11 protein-coding genes are annotated in these 17,871 nt (G+C 49.3%); 6 read left to right on the top strand and 5 right to left on the bottom strand.

Annotation, left to right across the window (positions count from 1 at the left end; translation table 11 throughout):
- Positions 1–147 precede the first annotated feature (147 nt).
- Positions 148–597, bottom strand: a complete 450-nt coding sequence (locus tag EPD17_RS07350) for a hypothetical protein (RefSeq protein ID WP_240040771.1) — start codon at positions 595–597, stop codon at positions 148–150.
- A 140-nt stretch (positions 598–737) separates the two neighbouring features.
- On the opposite strand from EPD17_RS07350, the gene EPD17_RS07345 reads away from it, so the two are divergent.
- The 4 genes from EPD17_RS07345 (at position 738) to EPD17_RS07330 (ending at position 7,420) form a co-directional block, all read left to right on the top strand.
- Entirely contained in the window at positions 738–3,119 is a 2,382-nt protein-coding gene (locus EPD17_RS07345) for a 3-hydroxyacyl-CoA dehydrogenase/enoyl-CoA hydratase family protein (RefSeq protein WP_132053035.1), read from the top strand.
- A gap of 302 nt (positions 3,120–3,421) precedes the next feature.
- A complete protein-coding gene (locus EPD17_RS07340; protein ID WP_132053033.1) occupies positions 3,422–5,014 on the top strand; it encodes a glycosyltransferase family 39 protein in 1,593 nt (530 codons plus the stop codon).
- A gap of 81 nt (positions 5,015–5,095) precedes the next feature.
- Positions 5,096–6,664, top strand: a complete 1,569-nt coding sequence (locus EPD17_RS07335; protein ID WP_132053031.1) for an NAD(P)/FAD-dependent oxidoreductase — start codon at positions 5,096–5,098, stop codon at positions 6,662–6,664.
- A 24-nt stretch (positions 6,665–6,688) separates the two neighbouring features.
- Complete coding sequence (locus tag EPD17_RS07330) at positions 6,689–7,420, top strand: peptidase M10 (protein WP_240040770.1); 732 nt, start codon at positions 6,689–6,691, stop codon at positions 7,418–7,420.
- Between the two features lie 21 nt (positions 7,421–7,441).
- On the opposite strand, the gene EPD17_RS07325 is transcribed toward EPD17_RS07330, so the two are convergent.
- Together EPD17_RS07325 and EPD17_RS07320 are read right to left on the bottom strand one after the other, a co-directional pair.
- On the bottom strand, positions 7,442–7,687 hold the full coding sequence (locus EPD17_RS07325) for a hypothetical protein (RefSeq protein WP_132053029.1): 246 nt from the start codon (positions 7,685–7,687) through the stop codon (positions 7,442–7,444).
- Between the two features lie 62 nt (positions 7,688–7,749).
- Positions 7,750–9,165, bottom strand: coding sequence for a S8 family serine peptidase (locus tag EPD17_RS07320; RefSeq protein WP_132053027.1), 1,416 nt, complete (start codon positions 9,163–9,165; stop codon positions 7,750–7,752).
- A 222-nt stretch (positions 9,166–9,387) separates the two neighbouring features.
- Between EPD17_RS07320 and EPD17_RS07315 the strand changes: the two genes are divergently transcribed.
- Complete coding sequence (locus EPD17_RS07315; RefSeq protein ID WP_114235931.1) at positions 9,388–9,567, top strand: hypothetical protein; 180 nt, start codon at positions 9,388–9,390, stop codon at positions 9,565–9,567.
- Between the two features lie 34 nt (positions 9,568–9,601).
- Here EPD17_RS07315 and EPD17_RS07310 read toward each other — a convergent pair whose 3' ends face one another.
- Positions 9,602–10,534, bottom strand: a complete 933-nt coding sequence (locus EPD17_RS07310) for a TIGR01777 family oxidoreductase (RefSeq protein ID WP_132053025.1) — start codon at positions 10,532–10,534, stop codon at positions 9,602–9,604.
- 298 nt (positions 10,535–10,832) lie between these two features.
- Between EPD17_RS07310 and EPD17_RS07305 the strand changes: the two genes are divergently transcribed.
- Entirely contained in the window at positions 10,833–11,360 is a 528-nt protein-coding gene (locus tag EPD17_RS07305; RefSeq protein WP_204743348.1) for a hypothetical protein, read from the top strand.
- Between the two features lie 493 nt (positions 11,361–11,853).
- On the opposite strand, the gene EPD17_RS07300 is transcribed toward EPD17_RS07305, so the two are convergent.
- The gene (locus EPD17_RS07300; RefSeq protein WP_132053023.1) at positions 11,854–17,580 is read right to left on the bottom strand and encodes a PAS domain S-box protein; all 5,727 of its coding nucleotides are present in this window, start codon (positions 17,578–17,580) and stop codon (positions 11,854–11,856) included.
- Positions 17,581–17,871 lie beyond the last annotated feature (291 nt).

The raw sequence follows: 17,871 nt of genomic DNA, 5'->3' as shown, positions 1-17,871 counted from the left end.
ACAGGTTTGGGCTACGTCCAACCATTTCGCGTTCAATTTTTCAATATCACCGCTACCCAATAATCAATAATTCATAATTAATAATTCCAAGATCCAACTTCGTCTGTTCAACATTCCTTGTTCGTCTGTTCATCTGTTCTAAATGCCTTACATCGTCGCCACCTGCTCCACGCGGTCTTCGCGGGGCTTTTGCACCAGGTAATACCAGGCCAAAATAAGGGCACCAAACGCAAACGGAATAAGTGCCATATGCTTGCCCGTAATGCCAAACAAAATGGGTGTCGAATCAAACTCCAAAAACTCCGAGATCATCCAAAACGAGTTGGCCGAAATCCAAAACAAAATAGCAAGGTTGTGTGCCAGTTCCGATTTGATGTGGCGGGTACGCCAGGCAATAATGATGGCGATGGCCAGCGTGGGCACAATCATCGCAATACCCAACGGTTCCCAGATCAAACACCAGCTAATGTCTTTAACAAGCCAAAACACAATGTGCATGTTTTCCATCCGGCGGTATTTGGCCGGGATAACGTAAACGGGTTCGGTGGCGCTTTCCATATGCAGTAGTAATGGCGCAAAAGTAGGACTTGGTTGCATTTCGGATTTCAGATTTCCCGATTTCGGATTTTGAACTGAAACCTTCACTAAACTGTGTGCAAACAAATCCGAAATCGTCAATCCCAAATCCAAAATCATAATTATCTTCATAATAATAGTTGCATAACTAACTAATTTTTATGACCACAAGAACCATCCGTAAAGTAGCCGTTTTGGGTAGCGGGGTAATGGGCTCCCGTATTGCCTGCCATTTTGCCGGAGTGGGCCTTCCCGTGCTCCTGCTCGATATTGTTCCTGCCGATGCGCAAACATCCGATAACAAAGCGGCCCGCAATAAAATTGTGGCCGACGCCCTGCAGGCCGCCATCAAAAGCAACCCTTCGCCGGTGTATCATAAAGATGTAGCCAAACTGATCGCCATCGGCAATTTCGACGACAACCTGAAAGACATTGCAACTTGCGACTGGGTGATTGAAGTGGTGGTGGAGCGCCTCGATATCAAAAAATCATTGTACGAAAAAGTGGATGCGGTGCGCAAGCAGTGCTCGCTCATCACTTCCAATACTTCGGGTATTCCCATACACCTGCTCAATGAAGGCCGCAGCGATGATTTCAAAAAGCATTTTTGCGGTACGCACTTCTTCAACCCACCGCGTTATTTGCGGTTGCTGGAGATCATCCCAACAAAAGAAACCGACCCTGCGATCATTGATTTTTTGCTCGATTACGGCGACCGCTTTTTGGGCAAAACAACCGTGCTAGCCAAAGACACGCCGGCATTTATTGCCAACCGCATTGGCGTGTTCAGCATCATGTCCATTTTTGGTTTGATCGATCAAATGGGACTGACCATTGACGAAGTGGATGCGCTGACCGGCCCCATTATTGGCCGCCCCAAATCGGCCACGTTCCGCACTGCCGATGTGGTAGGTATTGATACGCTGGTAAATGTGGCCAAAGGCGTTTACGAAAGTTGCCCGGAAGATGAAGCCAGGGATAAATTCCAGGTTCCGGCTTGGCTGGAGCAAATGGTGCAAAAAAAATGGCTGGGTGATAAAACCGGCCAGGGGTTTTTCAAAAAAACTAAAGGCAGCGGCGGCGAAAAAGAGATCCTGACGCTGGACCTGAAAACCGGCGAATACGGCCCAAGGCAAAAGCCAAAATTTGCTTCGCTTGACGCCGCCAAACCCATCGACGATTTAAAGCAACGGCTGAAAATGGTGATAGCCGCCACCGATAAGGCAGGCGAGTTTTTCCGGCATTTTCACTACGGGCTGTTCTCTTATATCTCCCACCGCATCCCCGAAATATCCGATGAACTGTACCGCATCGACGATGCGATGATGGCGGGTTTTGGTTGGGAAATTGGCGCCTTTGAAAGTTGGGACGTGTTGGGTGTAAAAAACATGACGCTTGCTGCCGAAGGGGCCGGTTACCATATTGCACCCTGGGTGCACGACATGCTGACAACGGGGCACAAAACATTTTATAAACTGCAAAACGGCCGCAGGCTGGCCTACGATCCGTCGAGCAAAACATACAACGAAATTCCGGGCAGCGCCGATTATACTTCCATTGCGCATTTTGCACAATCGCCAGTTTGGCAAAACGGCAGCAGCACCGTGGTGGACCTCGGCGATGATGTGCTGGGCTTGCAATGGAGCACCAAAATGAATTCGATTGGTGGCGATGTGCTTAGCGGCATTACTAAAGCCATAGAACTTGCAGAAAAAAATTATAAAGGGCTGGTGATTGCCAACGAAGGCGCCAACTTTAGTGCAGGCGCCAATGTGGGGATGATCTTTATGCTGGCCATCGAGCAGGAGTACGATGAACTGGATATGGCCATACGCATGTTTCAAAATACCATGATGCGGGTTCGCTACTCGTCGGTGCCGGTAGTGGTGGCGCCGCATGGATTGGCTCTGGGTGGCGCCTGCGAAATGAGCCTGCATTCAGATAAAGTTTGCGCTGCCGCCGAAACCTACACCGGCCTGGTAGAACTGGGCGTGGGCCTGATTCCGGGCGGTGGTGGCACCAAGGAGTTTGTGCTGCGGGCATCCGACGAAATGCATGAAGACGAACCGGAAACCATCACGCTGAAAAACAGGTTTTTGACCATCGCCACTGCAAAAGTGGCCACCTCGGCACACGAAGCATTTGGGCTGGGCATCTACCGGAAAGGGCTAGACGAAATTGTGATGAACCAAAGCCGCCGCGTTTCGGAGGCCAAACGTTCGGTGCTCGAAATGCACCATAGCGGTTATGTAACGCCGGTGCCACGCAAAGACATCAAGGTGCTGGGCCGCACGGCGTTGGGTACCCTTTATTCCGGCATCCACGGCATGGCGCAGGCCGGCTACGCCACCGAGCACGATGCCTTGGTAGCCCGCAAGCTGGCTTATGTAATGTGCGGCGGCGACCTGAGCGAACCAACACTGGTGCCGGAGCAATACCTGCTGGACTTGGAGCGGGAAGCGTTTCTCTCCCTTTGCGGCGAACGCAAAAGCCTGGAGCGCATTCAAAGCGTGCTAAAGGGCGGAAAGCCGGTGCGGAACTAGTAGTGTATTTTATTTTAAAACTGATTTTTTCGAATAGGAAACCGATCATAAAAGAAAGGCTGCATTTAGGTGCAGCCTTTGTCATTTTAATTAAAACCAAACTGCTATCAAAGTAGCGTGCTTTTTAAACAAAGCATGGCATGTAAATAACTGTTTTAACTTGATCACAATAGACTAAAGGTCCGACCATACTTAAAAATCATAGTGCTTTTAATCATTAAAGCAATTTGCTTTTCCAAAAATTTGCTTCATACCCGACTCTTGGCAATGAATACCTTCGCGTTTCATTCAGCATTTTGTCCATGACCAGATATGCCCACCTTAAGGATATTGATGCACAGCTCAAAAGATCCAAGTTCTTGTTTGTGTTGATTTTGCTGCACATTCTTTTGTCCGTAAATGGGTCAACATTTAAAAGCATCAACGGCGATGAACGCGGATATTACAGCTATGCCGCTCGTTGCTTGAAAGGCAATGCTGTACGATCAAGTAAATGGGACGACAGCAAAACCTCCATTTTATCGATAGGACTATTGCCACGGGCGATCACACAACTATTCAACACAGACTTAAAGAAAAATGATGGCGGCAATTCGGATTTGCTCAACGGCCGTCTGATCGTGCTTTGTTTTTCAATTGTTGCATTGGTATACCTGTGGATTTTACTAAAAAAGCTAGACCTGCCTTACGCGATGTTAGCATTTCCTTTTGCCATTATTGATCCACTGTGGTTGTCGTACGCAACGCTGTTTATATCTGATCTGCCGGTAGGCATGTTTACAATTGCACTTGTCTATCATGGATGGGCGTATTTTACTGAGCAAAAGCTCAAGCATCTAATTGGTGCGTCGGTTTTAATGGGCCTTGGGATTGCCTGTAAATTCTCGTTTATTCCAGCCGTGGCCGGACTGATGCTTGCATTTTTGATCATTGGCTATAAACAATTGTTTCAGTCGAACCAGATCATGGGTATAATAAAAAAAAGTGCCCTTGCAGTATGTATCATTTTACTAACCATCAATCTTTGTTACCCTTTCGATCAACGGTTTACCAGTCTCCATGACCATGAACTGCAAAGTGCAAAATTCAGGGAGTTGGAAAAAACATGGGTTGGGTCGGTACCCATCCCCCTTCCACACAACGTTGTTCAGGCGATGGACATGCTCAGTTTTCATAGCGACCCCAACTTGCCGGATGAACATAGAACTTTCTATGGAGGACCATACCTGTTTAACAAGTTCTACTTCAACGATGGACCTAAATGGTATTACTATTGGGTGCTGCTAATTTTGAAGACTCCTGTGTTTCCGCTGATTCTTTTTTTCCTTGGACTCATCACTCTTGTTTTTGGCGTATACAAAAACAAATTAGCGTTCATAGCTGCTTTTACTTTTCTATTCTATTTCTTTTTTAGTGGGCTCTTCAACCAATTTCAAATCGGGGCCAGACATATGCTGGCAGTGCAGCCGCTACTTTTTATAACTGTCGGTGTTGGCATCAGTCAACTTGCAAAATGGCTGGAACGCCTAAGCTTTCACCGCGTTTTTATTTGCGGAGCGTTGTGGACAATTTTATCAGTTGGCTATTTTTTTCCTTTTATGCTGCCTTATACCAACGAATTTATACGAGATAAAAAAACAGCACACTGGTATATTGGTGAAGGTGCTATCGATTATCATCAATCCGAAGACTACCTGGCAACGTTTTTAAAAAACCACCCCGAATTCAGCTACCCGACTGCCGACCAACCGCATACCGGTAACTTTGCAATTACAACCAGCTCACTTTGGGGACAAACTTTTATTGAGAAAAATCCATTGGCAATAAAACTGTGGCGCCGAAAGCCAGATGAGATAAGGCAATATGCCGTTTTAATTTATAAAAATGTCCAATAAACTTTTAGAAAAGAATAATACAGAAGTTACTTATTAAGCACATAGAATTTTTTTATAAAAAAATACGAGGAATTGAATGAGATGCCCCCTCAAAGAGCCATTATAGTAGGTGCAGGCCCTGCCGGTTTAACTGCTGCTTACGAACTATTACTCCGTACCAATATCAAACCCATCATCATTGAAAAAAGCAGTGAGGTTGGCGGCATTTCCAAAACCATCAACTATAAGGGCAACCGGATTGATATTGGCGGGCACCGCTTTTTCTCCAAATCAGACCGTGTAATGGCCTGGTGGCTGCAGATCATGGCATTGGAAGATAATATTGATGAATCGGTCGTCCTCCAATATCACAATAAGACCAAGGACCTGAAACCAAGAAGTTTTCAAAAACCTCCATCAGGCAACAAAGACCTGGTGATGCTGATACGCAAACGGGTATCACGCATCTATTTTTTGAAAAAATTCTTTTCCTACCCAATTACTTTTTCATGGGACACTGCATCAAAGCTTGGTCTGTCAAGAATTACTGCAATCATTTTTTCTTATCTGGCAAGTAAAGCAGCGCCCCGAAAAGAACATTCACTCGAGGATTTTTTTATCAACCGGTTTGGCAAGAAATTATATCACACTTTTTTTAAGGCCTACACCGAAAAAGTGTGGGGTATTGCCTGCAATAAAATACCTGCCGAATGGGGAGCCCAGCGCATTAAAGAACTATCCATCACCAAAGCCTTGTTGAATGCCATCAAATTGAAGCTGGGTACCGGAAAGCTAAACGATCTGGCACAAAAGAATACGACGACATCGTTAATTGAGCAGTTCCTGTATCCAAAACTTGGCCCGGGGCAGCTTTGGGAAGAAGTGGCCCGCCGCATCATAGCAATGGGCGGCGAAATTCATTTTGATCTGGACGTTGCAAAAATTGAATGGGAGCACCAGCAAATCTATTCTGTGATAGCGGTTACAAAAGCAAAAGAAACGGTTCACTATTCCGGCGACTTGTTTTTTTCCACCATGCCGGTGAAAGATCTGATTGCAGCGATGGGAAATATGGTCCCAAAACCGGTAGCATCAGTTGCCAGCCAGTTGCAGTACCGGGATTTTATAACGGTGGGCTTACTGGTCAACCGCATGAATACAGGTACAGAAAGCAGGCTGTTCCAGGACAACTGGATTTATATCCAGGAAAAAGATGTACGTGTGGGGCGGTTACAGATATTTAATAACTGGAGTCCTCACATGGTGCTTGATCCAAATACAGTTTGGCTGGGACTGGAATATTTTTGCAACCAAGGTGATGACATCTGGCAAATGGACGATGACGCTTTAATTAAAATGGCCGTTGGCGAAATGTGCAGCATGCAGCTTATTAAAGCTGTGGATGTGATTGACCATACTGTAATAAGGGTGGAGAAAACATATCCAGCTTATTTCGGGGCTTATGACCAATTTCCACTGGTTCGTAAGTTTGTCGACACATTTGACAACCTATTTCTTATCGGAAGAAACGGAATGCACAAGTACAATAATGCCGACCACTCCATGCTCACAGCCATGACTGCCGTAGACAATATTATTGCCGGCATACGGGAAAAAGAAAGTATATGGAACATTAATACTGAACAAGACTACCAGGAAGAACAAGCATAAATCCTATATGGTAAGTTGTCAGTTATGAATTTAATTGTTCAATTCAAGTGGAATGAAATTTATATAAAATACGCAATGGGTGCAGCAGAATTACAACCAGAGCATAAGCAACTAATCATCCATTCACATTTCGTGTTTTATGGCAGTGCAGCCACACCCGAACTTACGGCGCAACTAAGAGAAGAAACGGAAACCTTATGGAATGAACCCAAAGCGCAAGTACAGTGGAGGGATCATTTGATAACGGTAAACTTTCGCATTACAGCTTCGGTTCAGCCAATCATTAGCGATTTGGAAGTGTACCAAAATGTAGACCCGCGCAACAATTTTTTCCGCATTGAGCCATTCATCCTGGGCAACATTTCTTTTGTAGACGGCGTGGGCTGCAACAGCGGTTATTTTTTACTGGAAAATTTATATGCCGGTTCAACAACTGCAGCGCATGAATACGGTCACACGCTTGGCCTCGACCACCCGCACAACCTCGATCTGCGGGGTTTGGGTCGGCCTGGTATTATGTACCCGCGGGGCACTTTAGTAGATCCAGAATTTCAGTACGACCCGGCGGTGCCAGCAGGGCTGAAAGGCGGCACCATGCACCCCATGCACCGGCGTGTGCTGACCAGCGATGTTCATCAATTGAAACTGCACCGGCTGCGGTTCGAGAACCGGTTTGCAGTAGTAGGTGAATTTACTAATGTATTCCATGAAGATCACCGAACGGCGGGCGGCGGGCAAGCATCGCCTATGGCATAAATAAATGCTGCTTCAGCCCTTTCACCAACTCAAATCTTCTTCAGGACCGGGCAGTTGAATATCGCCGCCCATAGGCACAATTTCGGCAACGCCAGCCACCTGCAATTCATCCTTGGAAACCTCGGCGTCACTTTCACCGGTAATTTGCCCGATGGCTTCCAACACCTGCCCCACTTTAAAACCTTTGCCGCTCAACTCGTCCGATATTTCAGTCAACGGCCGGTCGCCGGAGGCAATCACGATCCAGTTTTTTTTATCGGCAGCCATAACTTTTGATTGGTTGTAAATAAAAATCCCGCTGCAGTGCAGCGGGATTAAAGTTATTGAAATTAAATCTGCGGTGCCTGCACCAACCCCGCTCCTACCAGGCTGCCCGCATATTGCAGCCTGCGGGCAGTAGCTTGCAGCTTACGCCACAATTGGAGTCCCCTCAGGTTGGGCGAGGTTTCGGCCCACAATGCTGCGCAGCCGGCTACATGTGGTGTAGCCATGCTGGTGCCCGAAATGGTGTGGTACTTTCTCGGCCGGAACCAGGTGGAAAACACGTCGCGGCCGGGACCGGCAATATCTATTTTACCGGCATTGGAAAAATCAGACGGCGTGAGGTTGGGGTTGAGTGATGCCACCGACATGATGGTGGGCGAATTGGCTGGCGAGCCTGTTTGTTGCCGGTAAGCATTGCCCGCAGCAGCGATGATGAGGCAACCATTGTTGAGCGCCGCTTGGCCGGCAGCCGTATATGCAGGGTGCACCGGCGATTGCGAACCCAATGACATGGAAATGACAGGGCAGCGGTTGGCAATGGCCCAGTTCATGCCGGCCAGTACACCGGCCTGCGTACCCGAGCCGGAATTAGACAACACTTTGCCCACACGAATAAGGCTGCGGTAGCCTATGCCGTAGCGCGGCGTGGTGCCTGCAGGCGCTTTCGGGCCAGTGGCTGTGCCAATGCAATGGGTGCCGTGGCCGTTCAGGTCCTGCACGGGCTGGCCGCCCACAAACGAAACGCCGGCTATATTGCGGCCTGCAAAATCGGGGTGGCCGATGTCCATGCCGGTGTCCAGCACGGCTAATTTAATACCCACGCCACTGCGCGGACTGGTAGGCACCCGGCAGGCCCGCAAGCCCCAAGTAGCGCCCAACACCTGCGTATCCACATCGGCTTCTTCTACTGCTTTTTCCATGCGTGCAGCGGCCAGGTCCTTGGCAATGGCTTCGGCTGCCGCCAAAAATCCACGCAGGTAGTCGCCGGCATTTTTTTCGGTAGTGGTGGTGCCCAATTCCCGCAGCACTTCGTTGTATACTTCATCGGCAAAAACAAAATATTCAGGGTCAACGGATTGGTAAGCGCTGTCGGTTTCCAATTCCATAGCCGAAGACATTTGGCGTTCCTGTGCGGCTTGCCCGCTGATGAGTGCCGCGCCGATTTCCGGGAAAACCACTGCATCGGCATCGCCAACCGATTCGAGCATTACAGCCGACTCGTTGAAATCCCGGGCATCCGCCACCCGCATGCCGGCGTTGCTCAGCGTTTCAATGCCTTCTTTTTCAACGCCTTCTTTAAACGTTACAATGTAGCGGCCGGTTTCCATAGTATCGCCGCCCCGCTCCATAGCGGCAAGGAGCAGGTCTTCCACAGAAGCCGCGGCAGCTGAAGCGCCTAAAGCGGCGGCCTGGCCGGTTGATTTATTGGTGTTGGATGCAGCAGAAGTTTTGCTGTTGCGTTTGGGCTTGTTGGTAGGCATAACAAGGCTTTTAGGTAAATGAATAGGCGTAACGGTATGGTGGCCGGAACATACACGCCAAAGTATATATGTTTTTTACCTAATGCAATAGCCGGGCTTTGCTTTGCCTGCACCTGTTGATCGTGAGTGAAAAACTCATGGAAAATGCAAGCCGGAAGCCTTCCCTATTGCTGGCACATAGTTTGGCTTTTGTAGCCTATTGTTTACCTAAAAATGTGCGTAATGGAAAGAGCAGATGAACTGGTAAAAATAGGCATGATGGCGGCCCTTTCTGCGATGAAACAAACCCTGAACCTGTACCCTGATGGCATGAGCGCCGATGACGTTTCGGATATGATATCGGAAATAGACATGCAGCTGGGATTGAAAGAAGCGGAACTACAGATATTGAAAAGAGCATAAAAAAAGCGCCTGTTCAGCGCTTTTCTTTTCCGTTTTATTTTCCTTCAAGGTTTCTGGTCGCAGCCCCAATTTCGGGGAAAATAAACGTGTACCCTTCCTTTTGGGCTTTGGCGCTGCTGACGGTAGCGCTTTTGAGCACCTCGATGCTCATTTCGCCCAAGGCAATTTTTAAAGCAAATTCCGGAACCGGTGCCGGGATGGCGATGCCGTCTTTTGCAGCGGCCATGGCCAATACCAACTCTTTATTGCTCACCGGATTGGGCGCCACAGCGTTATACACACCTTGCCATTGTTGCTGCTCCAGCGCCGTTACGTACAGGCCCACAATGTCCGCAATGTGGATCCAGCTCACCACCTGTTTGCCCGAACCCAAAATGCCGGCGATGCCAAACTGCAGCGGCTTTTTAAATTCTTTATAGGCACCGCCTTCCGTACTCAATACAATCCCTGTTCTAAAGATCACCAGGCGTTTGCCCATTGCGGCAACCGGCGTTATGCTGTCTTCCCACTGTTTGCAGGTTCGGCCCAAAAACGCACCGTCCACGCTATCGGTTTCTAAAAAAGGCCGAGGGTTGGGCACCTGCGGATCGGGGCCGTACCAGCCAATGGCAGAGGAAGCCACCACAGCCCGTACCTTATTGGGTGTTTCGGAAAGGGCTTTTACCAGCAATTGCCCCGAACGAACCCGGCTGGACACGATTTCTTTTTTCCGAGTTTCCGTCCAGCGGCCTTGGGCTACATTAGCACCGGCCAGGTGCACGATATAATCGGCGGCCTGTACCGCTGCAGTGTCGATGGTTTGGGCAGCAATATCCCATTGCGCATAACGGATTTTTAGATTGGACGCCTGGCCCTTTTCCGGCAGTTTGCGGGTCAGCACAATCACATCGTAGCCTTTTTGCACCAATGTTTCGGTCAATGCCGTTCCGATCAGCCCGGTTCCGCCGGTAATGAGTACTGTAGCCATATGGTAGTATGAACAAACAAAGATGGGGAAAAGACGAGAGGGAGGAGAGGGAAGTCGGAAGTCCGAGGTCGGAAGACGGAAGATGGGACGGAAGAGACGGGAAAGAATTTTAGTTGCATTCAGAAGACAATACCAGCACAATGCTTTATCTTATTAGGGTTTCATTTTTCCGGATTCCGGATTCCGGATTCCGGATTCCGAAATCCGAAATCCGAAATCCGAAATCGTCTTCGGTCTTCGGACCTCCGTCTTCCGTCTCCTCCCAACTCTGGCACTGATTTTTTATATAAACGACAAATTGATTGTACATGAAACCAACTATAGCACTTGGAGGCGGGCTCCTGGGGCCTGTGCCATCACATTGATTCACGAATCGGTTAAAAAAATTGTTCCGCAGGCGCCCCGCATGGACCTGTTGGGAATGGAAGCTATTGGCCGCGCATTTACCGAAAATGGCAAGCTGCCGCCATCGCCTAAAAAGCTGTATCGTATGGCCCTCGCCGGCGATCTGGTGAGCAATGCATTGTATTACAGCATTGCCGGCATCGGCACCATGAAATATGCATGGGCCCGTGGCGCCGCGCTGGGTGTGGCTGCCGGCCTGGGCGCATTGCTGGTGCCGCAGCGCATGGGACTGTTAGCTACACCGTCGCACCGCTCTAAAGCATCGCAAAGCATGACGTTTGGCCTGTACCTGGCCGGCGGCCTTATAGCTGCCGCAGCCATGCATTGGCTGCACAAGTTGAACACGGACAAAGACAGGTACCAGCACCACCCCTACCACGACTCGCTGGGCATGGAAGCCGGCGTAACGTATCCACAATAAGAAAGGATTACGAATTTAATTTTTGGATAAAAAAAGGCAACGCCAAAATGGTGCTGCCTTTTTTTTATGCCAGTTTTTTGCGGCAAGGTTTTCCACAATGAGAAAAACGGGCCGTTGCCACAAACCTTCATTTTAAAGGGGGACATCTTCTTTTTAACTACAATAAAAAGCTAAGTAATTTGAAAAAGTGCAGGTCAAAATGCAGGTGATTGTGGACCGAATAGAGCAAGAACATTGGGCTCTTTTTGTATTTGATCTTCCCGCAAATAGCGCAGCGATTTTTATTCAGGCAAACATCAAAGCATTAACGCCACCTGCACCGGCCTGCAACCAAAATTGAATTTGAACCATTGTATACATGCACGCTTAACACACAAATCCCTGCCGGGCCTTTTGGCCTGGCAGCTTTTTTTTAAGCCAGGCGCAAAGTATTTTACCCCCAAATAAACTTAGTCTGTTTGCACGCAACATTTTCTCAAAGTACCTGCTAAAATCACACAGGAAAGTAGCAATAAAACGTAGCGCCCTTGCCCGGTTCGCTGGCAACATCAATAAAGCCCTGGTGATTGTCCATTACCCTGCGGCAAATGGTGAGCCCGATGCCGGTGCCCGCATACGCCTGCCGGTTGTGCAGCCGCCGGAACATTTGAAAGATTTTTTTCTTGTATTGCAACTCAAAGCCAATACCGTTATCGGCCACGGCAATGCATTGATACGTTTTTCCTGCATCTCCGCCCGGCACTTCAGTTCCGGCCACTTCCGTGGCGCTGATCTTTATTACCGGTTGGTTGCGCGGCTCCTGGAACTTGATGGCGTTGATGAGCAGGTTTTTAAAAAGATAAAACACCTGTTTTTCAATAACCCTTATTGTTGGCAAACTGCGATACAAAACTGTCGCACCAGATCGTGCCACCTCTTCATTGAGGTCGGCCAGGGTTTTCGCAACCACTTTATTCAAGTCGGTTTGGGCAAAGCCTTTGTTTTCTGCGCCAATGCGGGTTAGTTCCAAAATATCGGCCAGCAAAAAATCGAGTTGTTTTACCGAAGCATCCATGCGCTGCAACAGGTCTTTGCCTTCTTTGGAAAGATTGGCCCCTTCTTTTTGCGCCAGCAGATCGGTAAAATTGTGCAGTTTGCGCACCGGCTCTTTCAGGTCGTGGCTGGCCACAAATGCAAAAGAAATGATCTCTTCATTCTTGGCTTCCAGGTCGCGGTTTTGTTTTTCCAGTGTTTGGTTCAGCTCTTTCAGCGCCATTTGCTGCATCACCGTTTCGGTCACATCATGCACCACCAACATCACTGCATAAGTTTCGCCCTGCCCATCTTTTAGCGGTATGTAAAAACGTTCGTGGTAGCCTTTGGCATAAGCTGCCTTGTGTGGCGGCAGGTGCACCAACTCGCCGCTAAAAGCCTGCTCCATGGCGCCACCCAGAGTTTTATTTTCAAAAAGCCTCGGGAATAGTGTTTTAAAATTTTTGCCCAGCGCTTCTTCTTTGCTTACACCCACCAATTCCTCAAACCGGCGGTTCCATGCAAGGATGGTGTAGTTGCGGTCGTACACACAAATGCGGTCGATGCTCGAATCAACCAGCGACTCGGTGTAGCTGGTACGCTCCACCAGCTGCCGGCGCAGTTCCATTTCCTGCGAAATATCCTGCAGCACGCTCAACACATAGCGTGGCTTGTTTTGTTGGTTGCGGGTAAACGGGCGGGAACGGTTGCGAATCCACATGTATGTACCATCGCCGGTGAGCAGCCGGTAATCGATTGTTTGCACGCCGTTGCCGTCGGCTATGCGCAGGCCTGCATTGAAGGCCAGCAATCCTTGCTGGTCATCGGGATGAATGAGCTGCAGCCGCTGCTCAAAGGACATTTCTGCCAGCTGCTGGCCTGAGTAGCCCAACCACATGGGCAGGCGGTCGTTGAGGTACACCGGCTGGCGCAACTCCAGGTCGTACAAGGTGATGGCATCCTGCGAAGCCAGCGTAGTTTGGCGCAACAGGTTCTGGCTTTCCCTGATCTTTTCTTCGGCAGTGCTGATGTTGGTAACATCGAGGTTGACACCGATTATTTTCCTGTCCTTACTGTCGCTTTCGCCGGTTACGTTTGCTTTTACCCGTACAATTTTTTCAGCGCCGTTTACCCGCAGGTGCAGGGTTTCTTCAAATGGAGACTGCGCTTCTTTAATGAGGCGCACCACTTTTTCGGCAGTGGCTTTAGAATCATCGGTAGCATATTTTAGGTAAACATCTGGATGCAACACTTCGCCAGGCGTTTGCTCCAGCAAGCGGTACATGCCCTCGCTGCAGGTAAATGAGGCGGTGCTGCTATTATATTCCCAACTGCCGATCTGCGCCAGTTCTTCGGCTTGTTGCAATACAGCCATCGTTTGTTCCAATGCACCGCGGCTGCGTTCCAAGTCGTTGGTTCGCTCAGCCACTTGTTGTTCCAGCAAGCGTGTAAACTCTTGTAGTTGCGCCTCTGCTTTTTTACGTTCGGTCACATCTTCAAACAAGTTGACTACCGTATTGTTTTCCGGGCCACCAACTCTTGAAGTATGCGTACGAAACCATTGATTTAAATCGGCATGGTAGTTTTCATATTCGATGGATTCGCCGGTTTTGATGACCCGGTCGTACACATCGAGCCAGTATTGCTCGGTAGCAACAAATTCGCTGGTGCGCCGGCCTTCGACACCCTTCAACCCAATTATTTTTTCAAACGCCGGGTTTACTTCCACCCAACGCAAGTCTGAGGGCTTTCCTGCATCGTCGTAAATCAGTTCCAAAATGGAAAGCCCACTTTGCATGGTGTTGAACAGCGAATAATATTTATCGGTTGCTTTTTGCGCCACCCGGTCTTTGAGGCGCAGCACTTCCTGTTCGGCTTGCTTGCGGCTTGTGATGTCGTCGGTGTTCATCACAAATCCATCGCCCACTTTTACCAGCATTTGATCGAACCAGCCATCGAACTGCTCGTGCTGGTAATGCTTTTCGTAGTGCTGGGGCGTGCCGGTTTCTACCACTTGTTTAAAGGCATCAAAAATGCCTTCTTCCACAACGCCGGGCTGTAGCGCCAATAAGCTTTTGCCAATGGCATCGGGCATCCATTTTTCTGCGGCTTCGTTCAGCAGCGTATACTTAAAGTCAACGATTGCGCCTGATTCATCACGCACCGCCTCAAATACCTGTATCATATCCAGCGAACTATCGATGGTGGCTTTCAGCAGTTCACGGCTGGCCCTAATTTCATTTTCCGATCTTTTTCTTTCTGTAATATTTTCAATAACATTCAGGACATGGGTTACAACACCAGATGCATCACGCTGAAATACACGCCCCCTTACAAAAAAAGATTTCCATTGGCCGGCATCGTCTTTTGCCCTGTATTCCGCAGTTAGTACTTCATCGTCAGATGCGCAGGATAGTTTTTGAAAATAAGCTGCAACAGTTTGCCGGTCTTCTGGATGAAGGATCGCAGCCAGTTCTTCAGGACTTTTAGTGTTGAGCCTTTCCGTATTAAATCCGTCGGCAAAAAAGGCCTCGGAATTGAGGTAAGTATACTTTCTGGTTGCTAGTTCTGTAATGCTGATCATATCAGGAACGGTTTCCTGAATGCGCCGGAGATAGTGGGTACGTTCCCGAAGCTGCGCTTCAGCCATTTGCTGTTCGGTAATATCCTGCACAATGCCGGTTACCCGCACCACTTCGCCCCGCTCGTTGGCTATGCTTTCCCACTCGTGGTTGATCCAGCGCAACTGGCCATCGCGACGCACAATGCGGTGCGTCATTTTATAATCGCCGGGATGTTGTAGTGATTGTTTTTTTAGCGCCTGCAGCGCTGCATCATCATCGGGGTGAACAAACTGGTCCACCTTATCCAAAGTAATTTCTTCGCTGCCGGGTTCAAGGCCATTGATGCGGTACAGTTCGTCGCTCCAATGCGTTAGCTCGGCGCCAACGGTCCATTCAAAACTGCCCACTTTACCAATGCTCTGTGCTTCGTTGAGGCGGCGGTGTTGTTCCTGCAAAATGCGCAGGCTGTTTTCCCGCTCCTGCTGCAGTTTCAGCTCGCTGCCCAGGTCGTGCACAATCCAAAGCACCGCGTTTACGCCAGCGTCATCTTTTATTGGAATGAGGTAAGTTTCGTAATACTCGCCGCCCTGCACATGAGCAGGCAGGTACACCGTTTCGCCTTTTAGCGCCTGCCGAAATTCGGGGTAGCCCGGATCGTTGCGGAAAGCAGGGAAAACCTCCAAAATGTTTTTACCCAAAACCCGTTGTTTGCTCATGCCGTAGTACTCTTCGGCTTTGGGGTTCCAGTACAGGTAGTTCATGTCGCGGTCGAGCACCACAATACGGTCAACGGTCGCATCGAGCAGGTTTTCGATAAATGCCAGCCGTTCGCGGAGCTGCTGTTGCATTTCTATTTCCCTGGAAATATCACGTACCACGTGCAGCACACCCTGCAGGGCGCCCGCCTCATCGCTAAATGGAACAAGCTGGTAGCTGTGCGATTTGGATAGATAAGCGTTGCGGGTTTGCGCCACCGATATTTCGCCTCCGGCAAATACCTGCTGCAGCGCGGCCACAAATGCTTCGGTGCGCAAGGTTGGGAAAACATCGAACAGGTTGTTGTTTAGCGCATCGGCCCGGCGGATGCCGGTCTTTATTTCTGCTGCAGCATTCCAACTAATGATGGTGTTTTCGGTATTGGTGAGCACCAAAAGATCCTGGTTTACTTCTTCCAGCAGCGACGCATATCGTTCGCTGCCAGCTGCCTGTTGCTGTAGTGCCTTTTGGGCGGTAATATCCTGCACAATGCCCACTATGGTGCTTCGTCCGTCTTGCAAAACCTGCCGGAAAGAAAGCCGCAACTGCCGCGGCCCGGCCTTGCTGAGCACCCGGAAAACCAGTTCGTCTCCAGCTTGTTGTTGCTGCGCCAAAGTAATGGCTTCGCCAAATGATTTGACATCTTCGGGGTGCACCGTTTTTTGCCAGTTAATCAAAAGCGGCTCCACCGACTGCGGCTTGTATCCCAACAGGCGGTAAAAACCTTCGCTCCAGTGCATGTTGCCATTAGGAAAAAAGACGACCGAACTGATGGCGGCAATTTGTTCGGCAGCCTCGGTAGTTATGTTTTGCAGCGAAATGGTTTCACCCAGTTCCTGTATGTTTTTTTCCAACGTTTTGATGGCTGTTACATCGGTAACAACACCCATCATGATGGGCTCGCTGCCCCGGTTCGCGTACAGTTTACCGATAAGCCGCAGGGTACGCTGCCGGCCATCGGGCCTGATGATGCGGTATTCTGTTTCGGGCAGTTGTTGCCGGTTGTACACCGTTTGAACCAAGGCCTCTATTTTTTCGCCATCGTCGGGGTGCACCAAGTCGAAAAAGGTTTTGTGGCTCGGCACATACGGTGTTTTGATGCCGTGCATGCGCTGGTAGTTGGGCGAGAAAACTGTTTTGCGGGTCACCAGGTTCATGAACCAGTAACCAGCATTAGCTTCCCGCTCGGCAAATTGCACCAATTGCTGGTGAAGCTGCACATTGGTTTCGGCAGCGTCGGCAGCACCGGCCAGCTCTACCAGTTCGGTAACATCGGCCACGGCGCCGCTGAATATCTGCTGGCCCAGCTCGTTAAAGCTCCAGCCCGTAAGCTGGCGCACATAACGCAAACCGCCACCAGCCTGCAGAATGCGGTACTCAATATGCAGCGGAATGCCTTCGATAAACGCATGTTCATAGGCCTCGAGCACGGCCCCACGGTCATCGGTATGGATAAAAGAATTGAATGTGTTGGGATGCGCATTGAGGCTTTGCGGCGCCAATCCATGAATGCGGAACACGCCATCGGAAAACCAGGTTTCGCCTGTGCTTTTGTTGATGTACCAAGTGCCGGAGCCCTGCTGCCTTTCGGCCGTTTCCGATAGGGCCTGGCGCAACCGAAGCAAGGCTGCTTCTTTTTTACCAGCTAGTTCATCGGTGGCTGCAACCCATGAGTTGTTGACTATATCAATCGCCGGCGGCTGGCTTTCCAAATCCAGGTAAATGTTGCGGCCAGAAAGTGTTTTGATCTCCCCGTACGTGGTGATCAATCGAAAGTCGAGTTGATCTGCACCCATATTTTGCAGCAGTTCCAATGCAGCTACAACCCTGGGTTTATCCTCGGGATGGATGATGCCTTTGGTGCCTTCAAAATCGGGTGGAAAGGACATAACATCGCTGCAAAAAACAGCATCGCTACGCAGTTCCCAGTTCCAGGATCCGTGTAGCAAAATGCGCCGGCCAGCAATAGAAATGGTCAGGCTACCTGGCCCCTTTTTTGAAACTTCTGTTGTTGCTTTTTTCAACTGTTGCTGCACAATGATCCTCCGCTGTTACGAATAGCTATTAATGATGGCAAGTGTAGTGTTTGCAAGCCGCAAGGCAAAAACGGAAATTAAGTGAAGTTGTAACTTCGGAAGCAGCAACACCGCAATTTTCCATCAATCACCCTTAACGGCCAC

This window comes from Pseudocnuella soli (assembly GCF_004347775.1).
Taxonomy (GTDB): domain Bacteria; phylum Bacteroidota; class Bacteroidia; order Chitinophagales; family Chitinophagaceae; genus Flavisolibacter; species Flavisolibacter aquaticus.
Note: the sequence above shows the minus strand (reverse complement) of the source record. Positions and strands in the feature narration are given on the sequence as shown.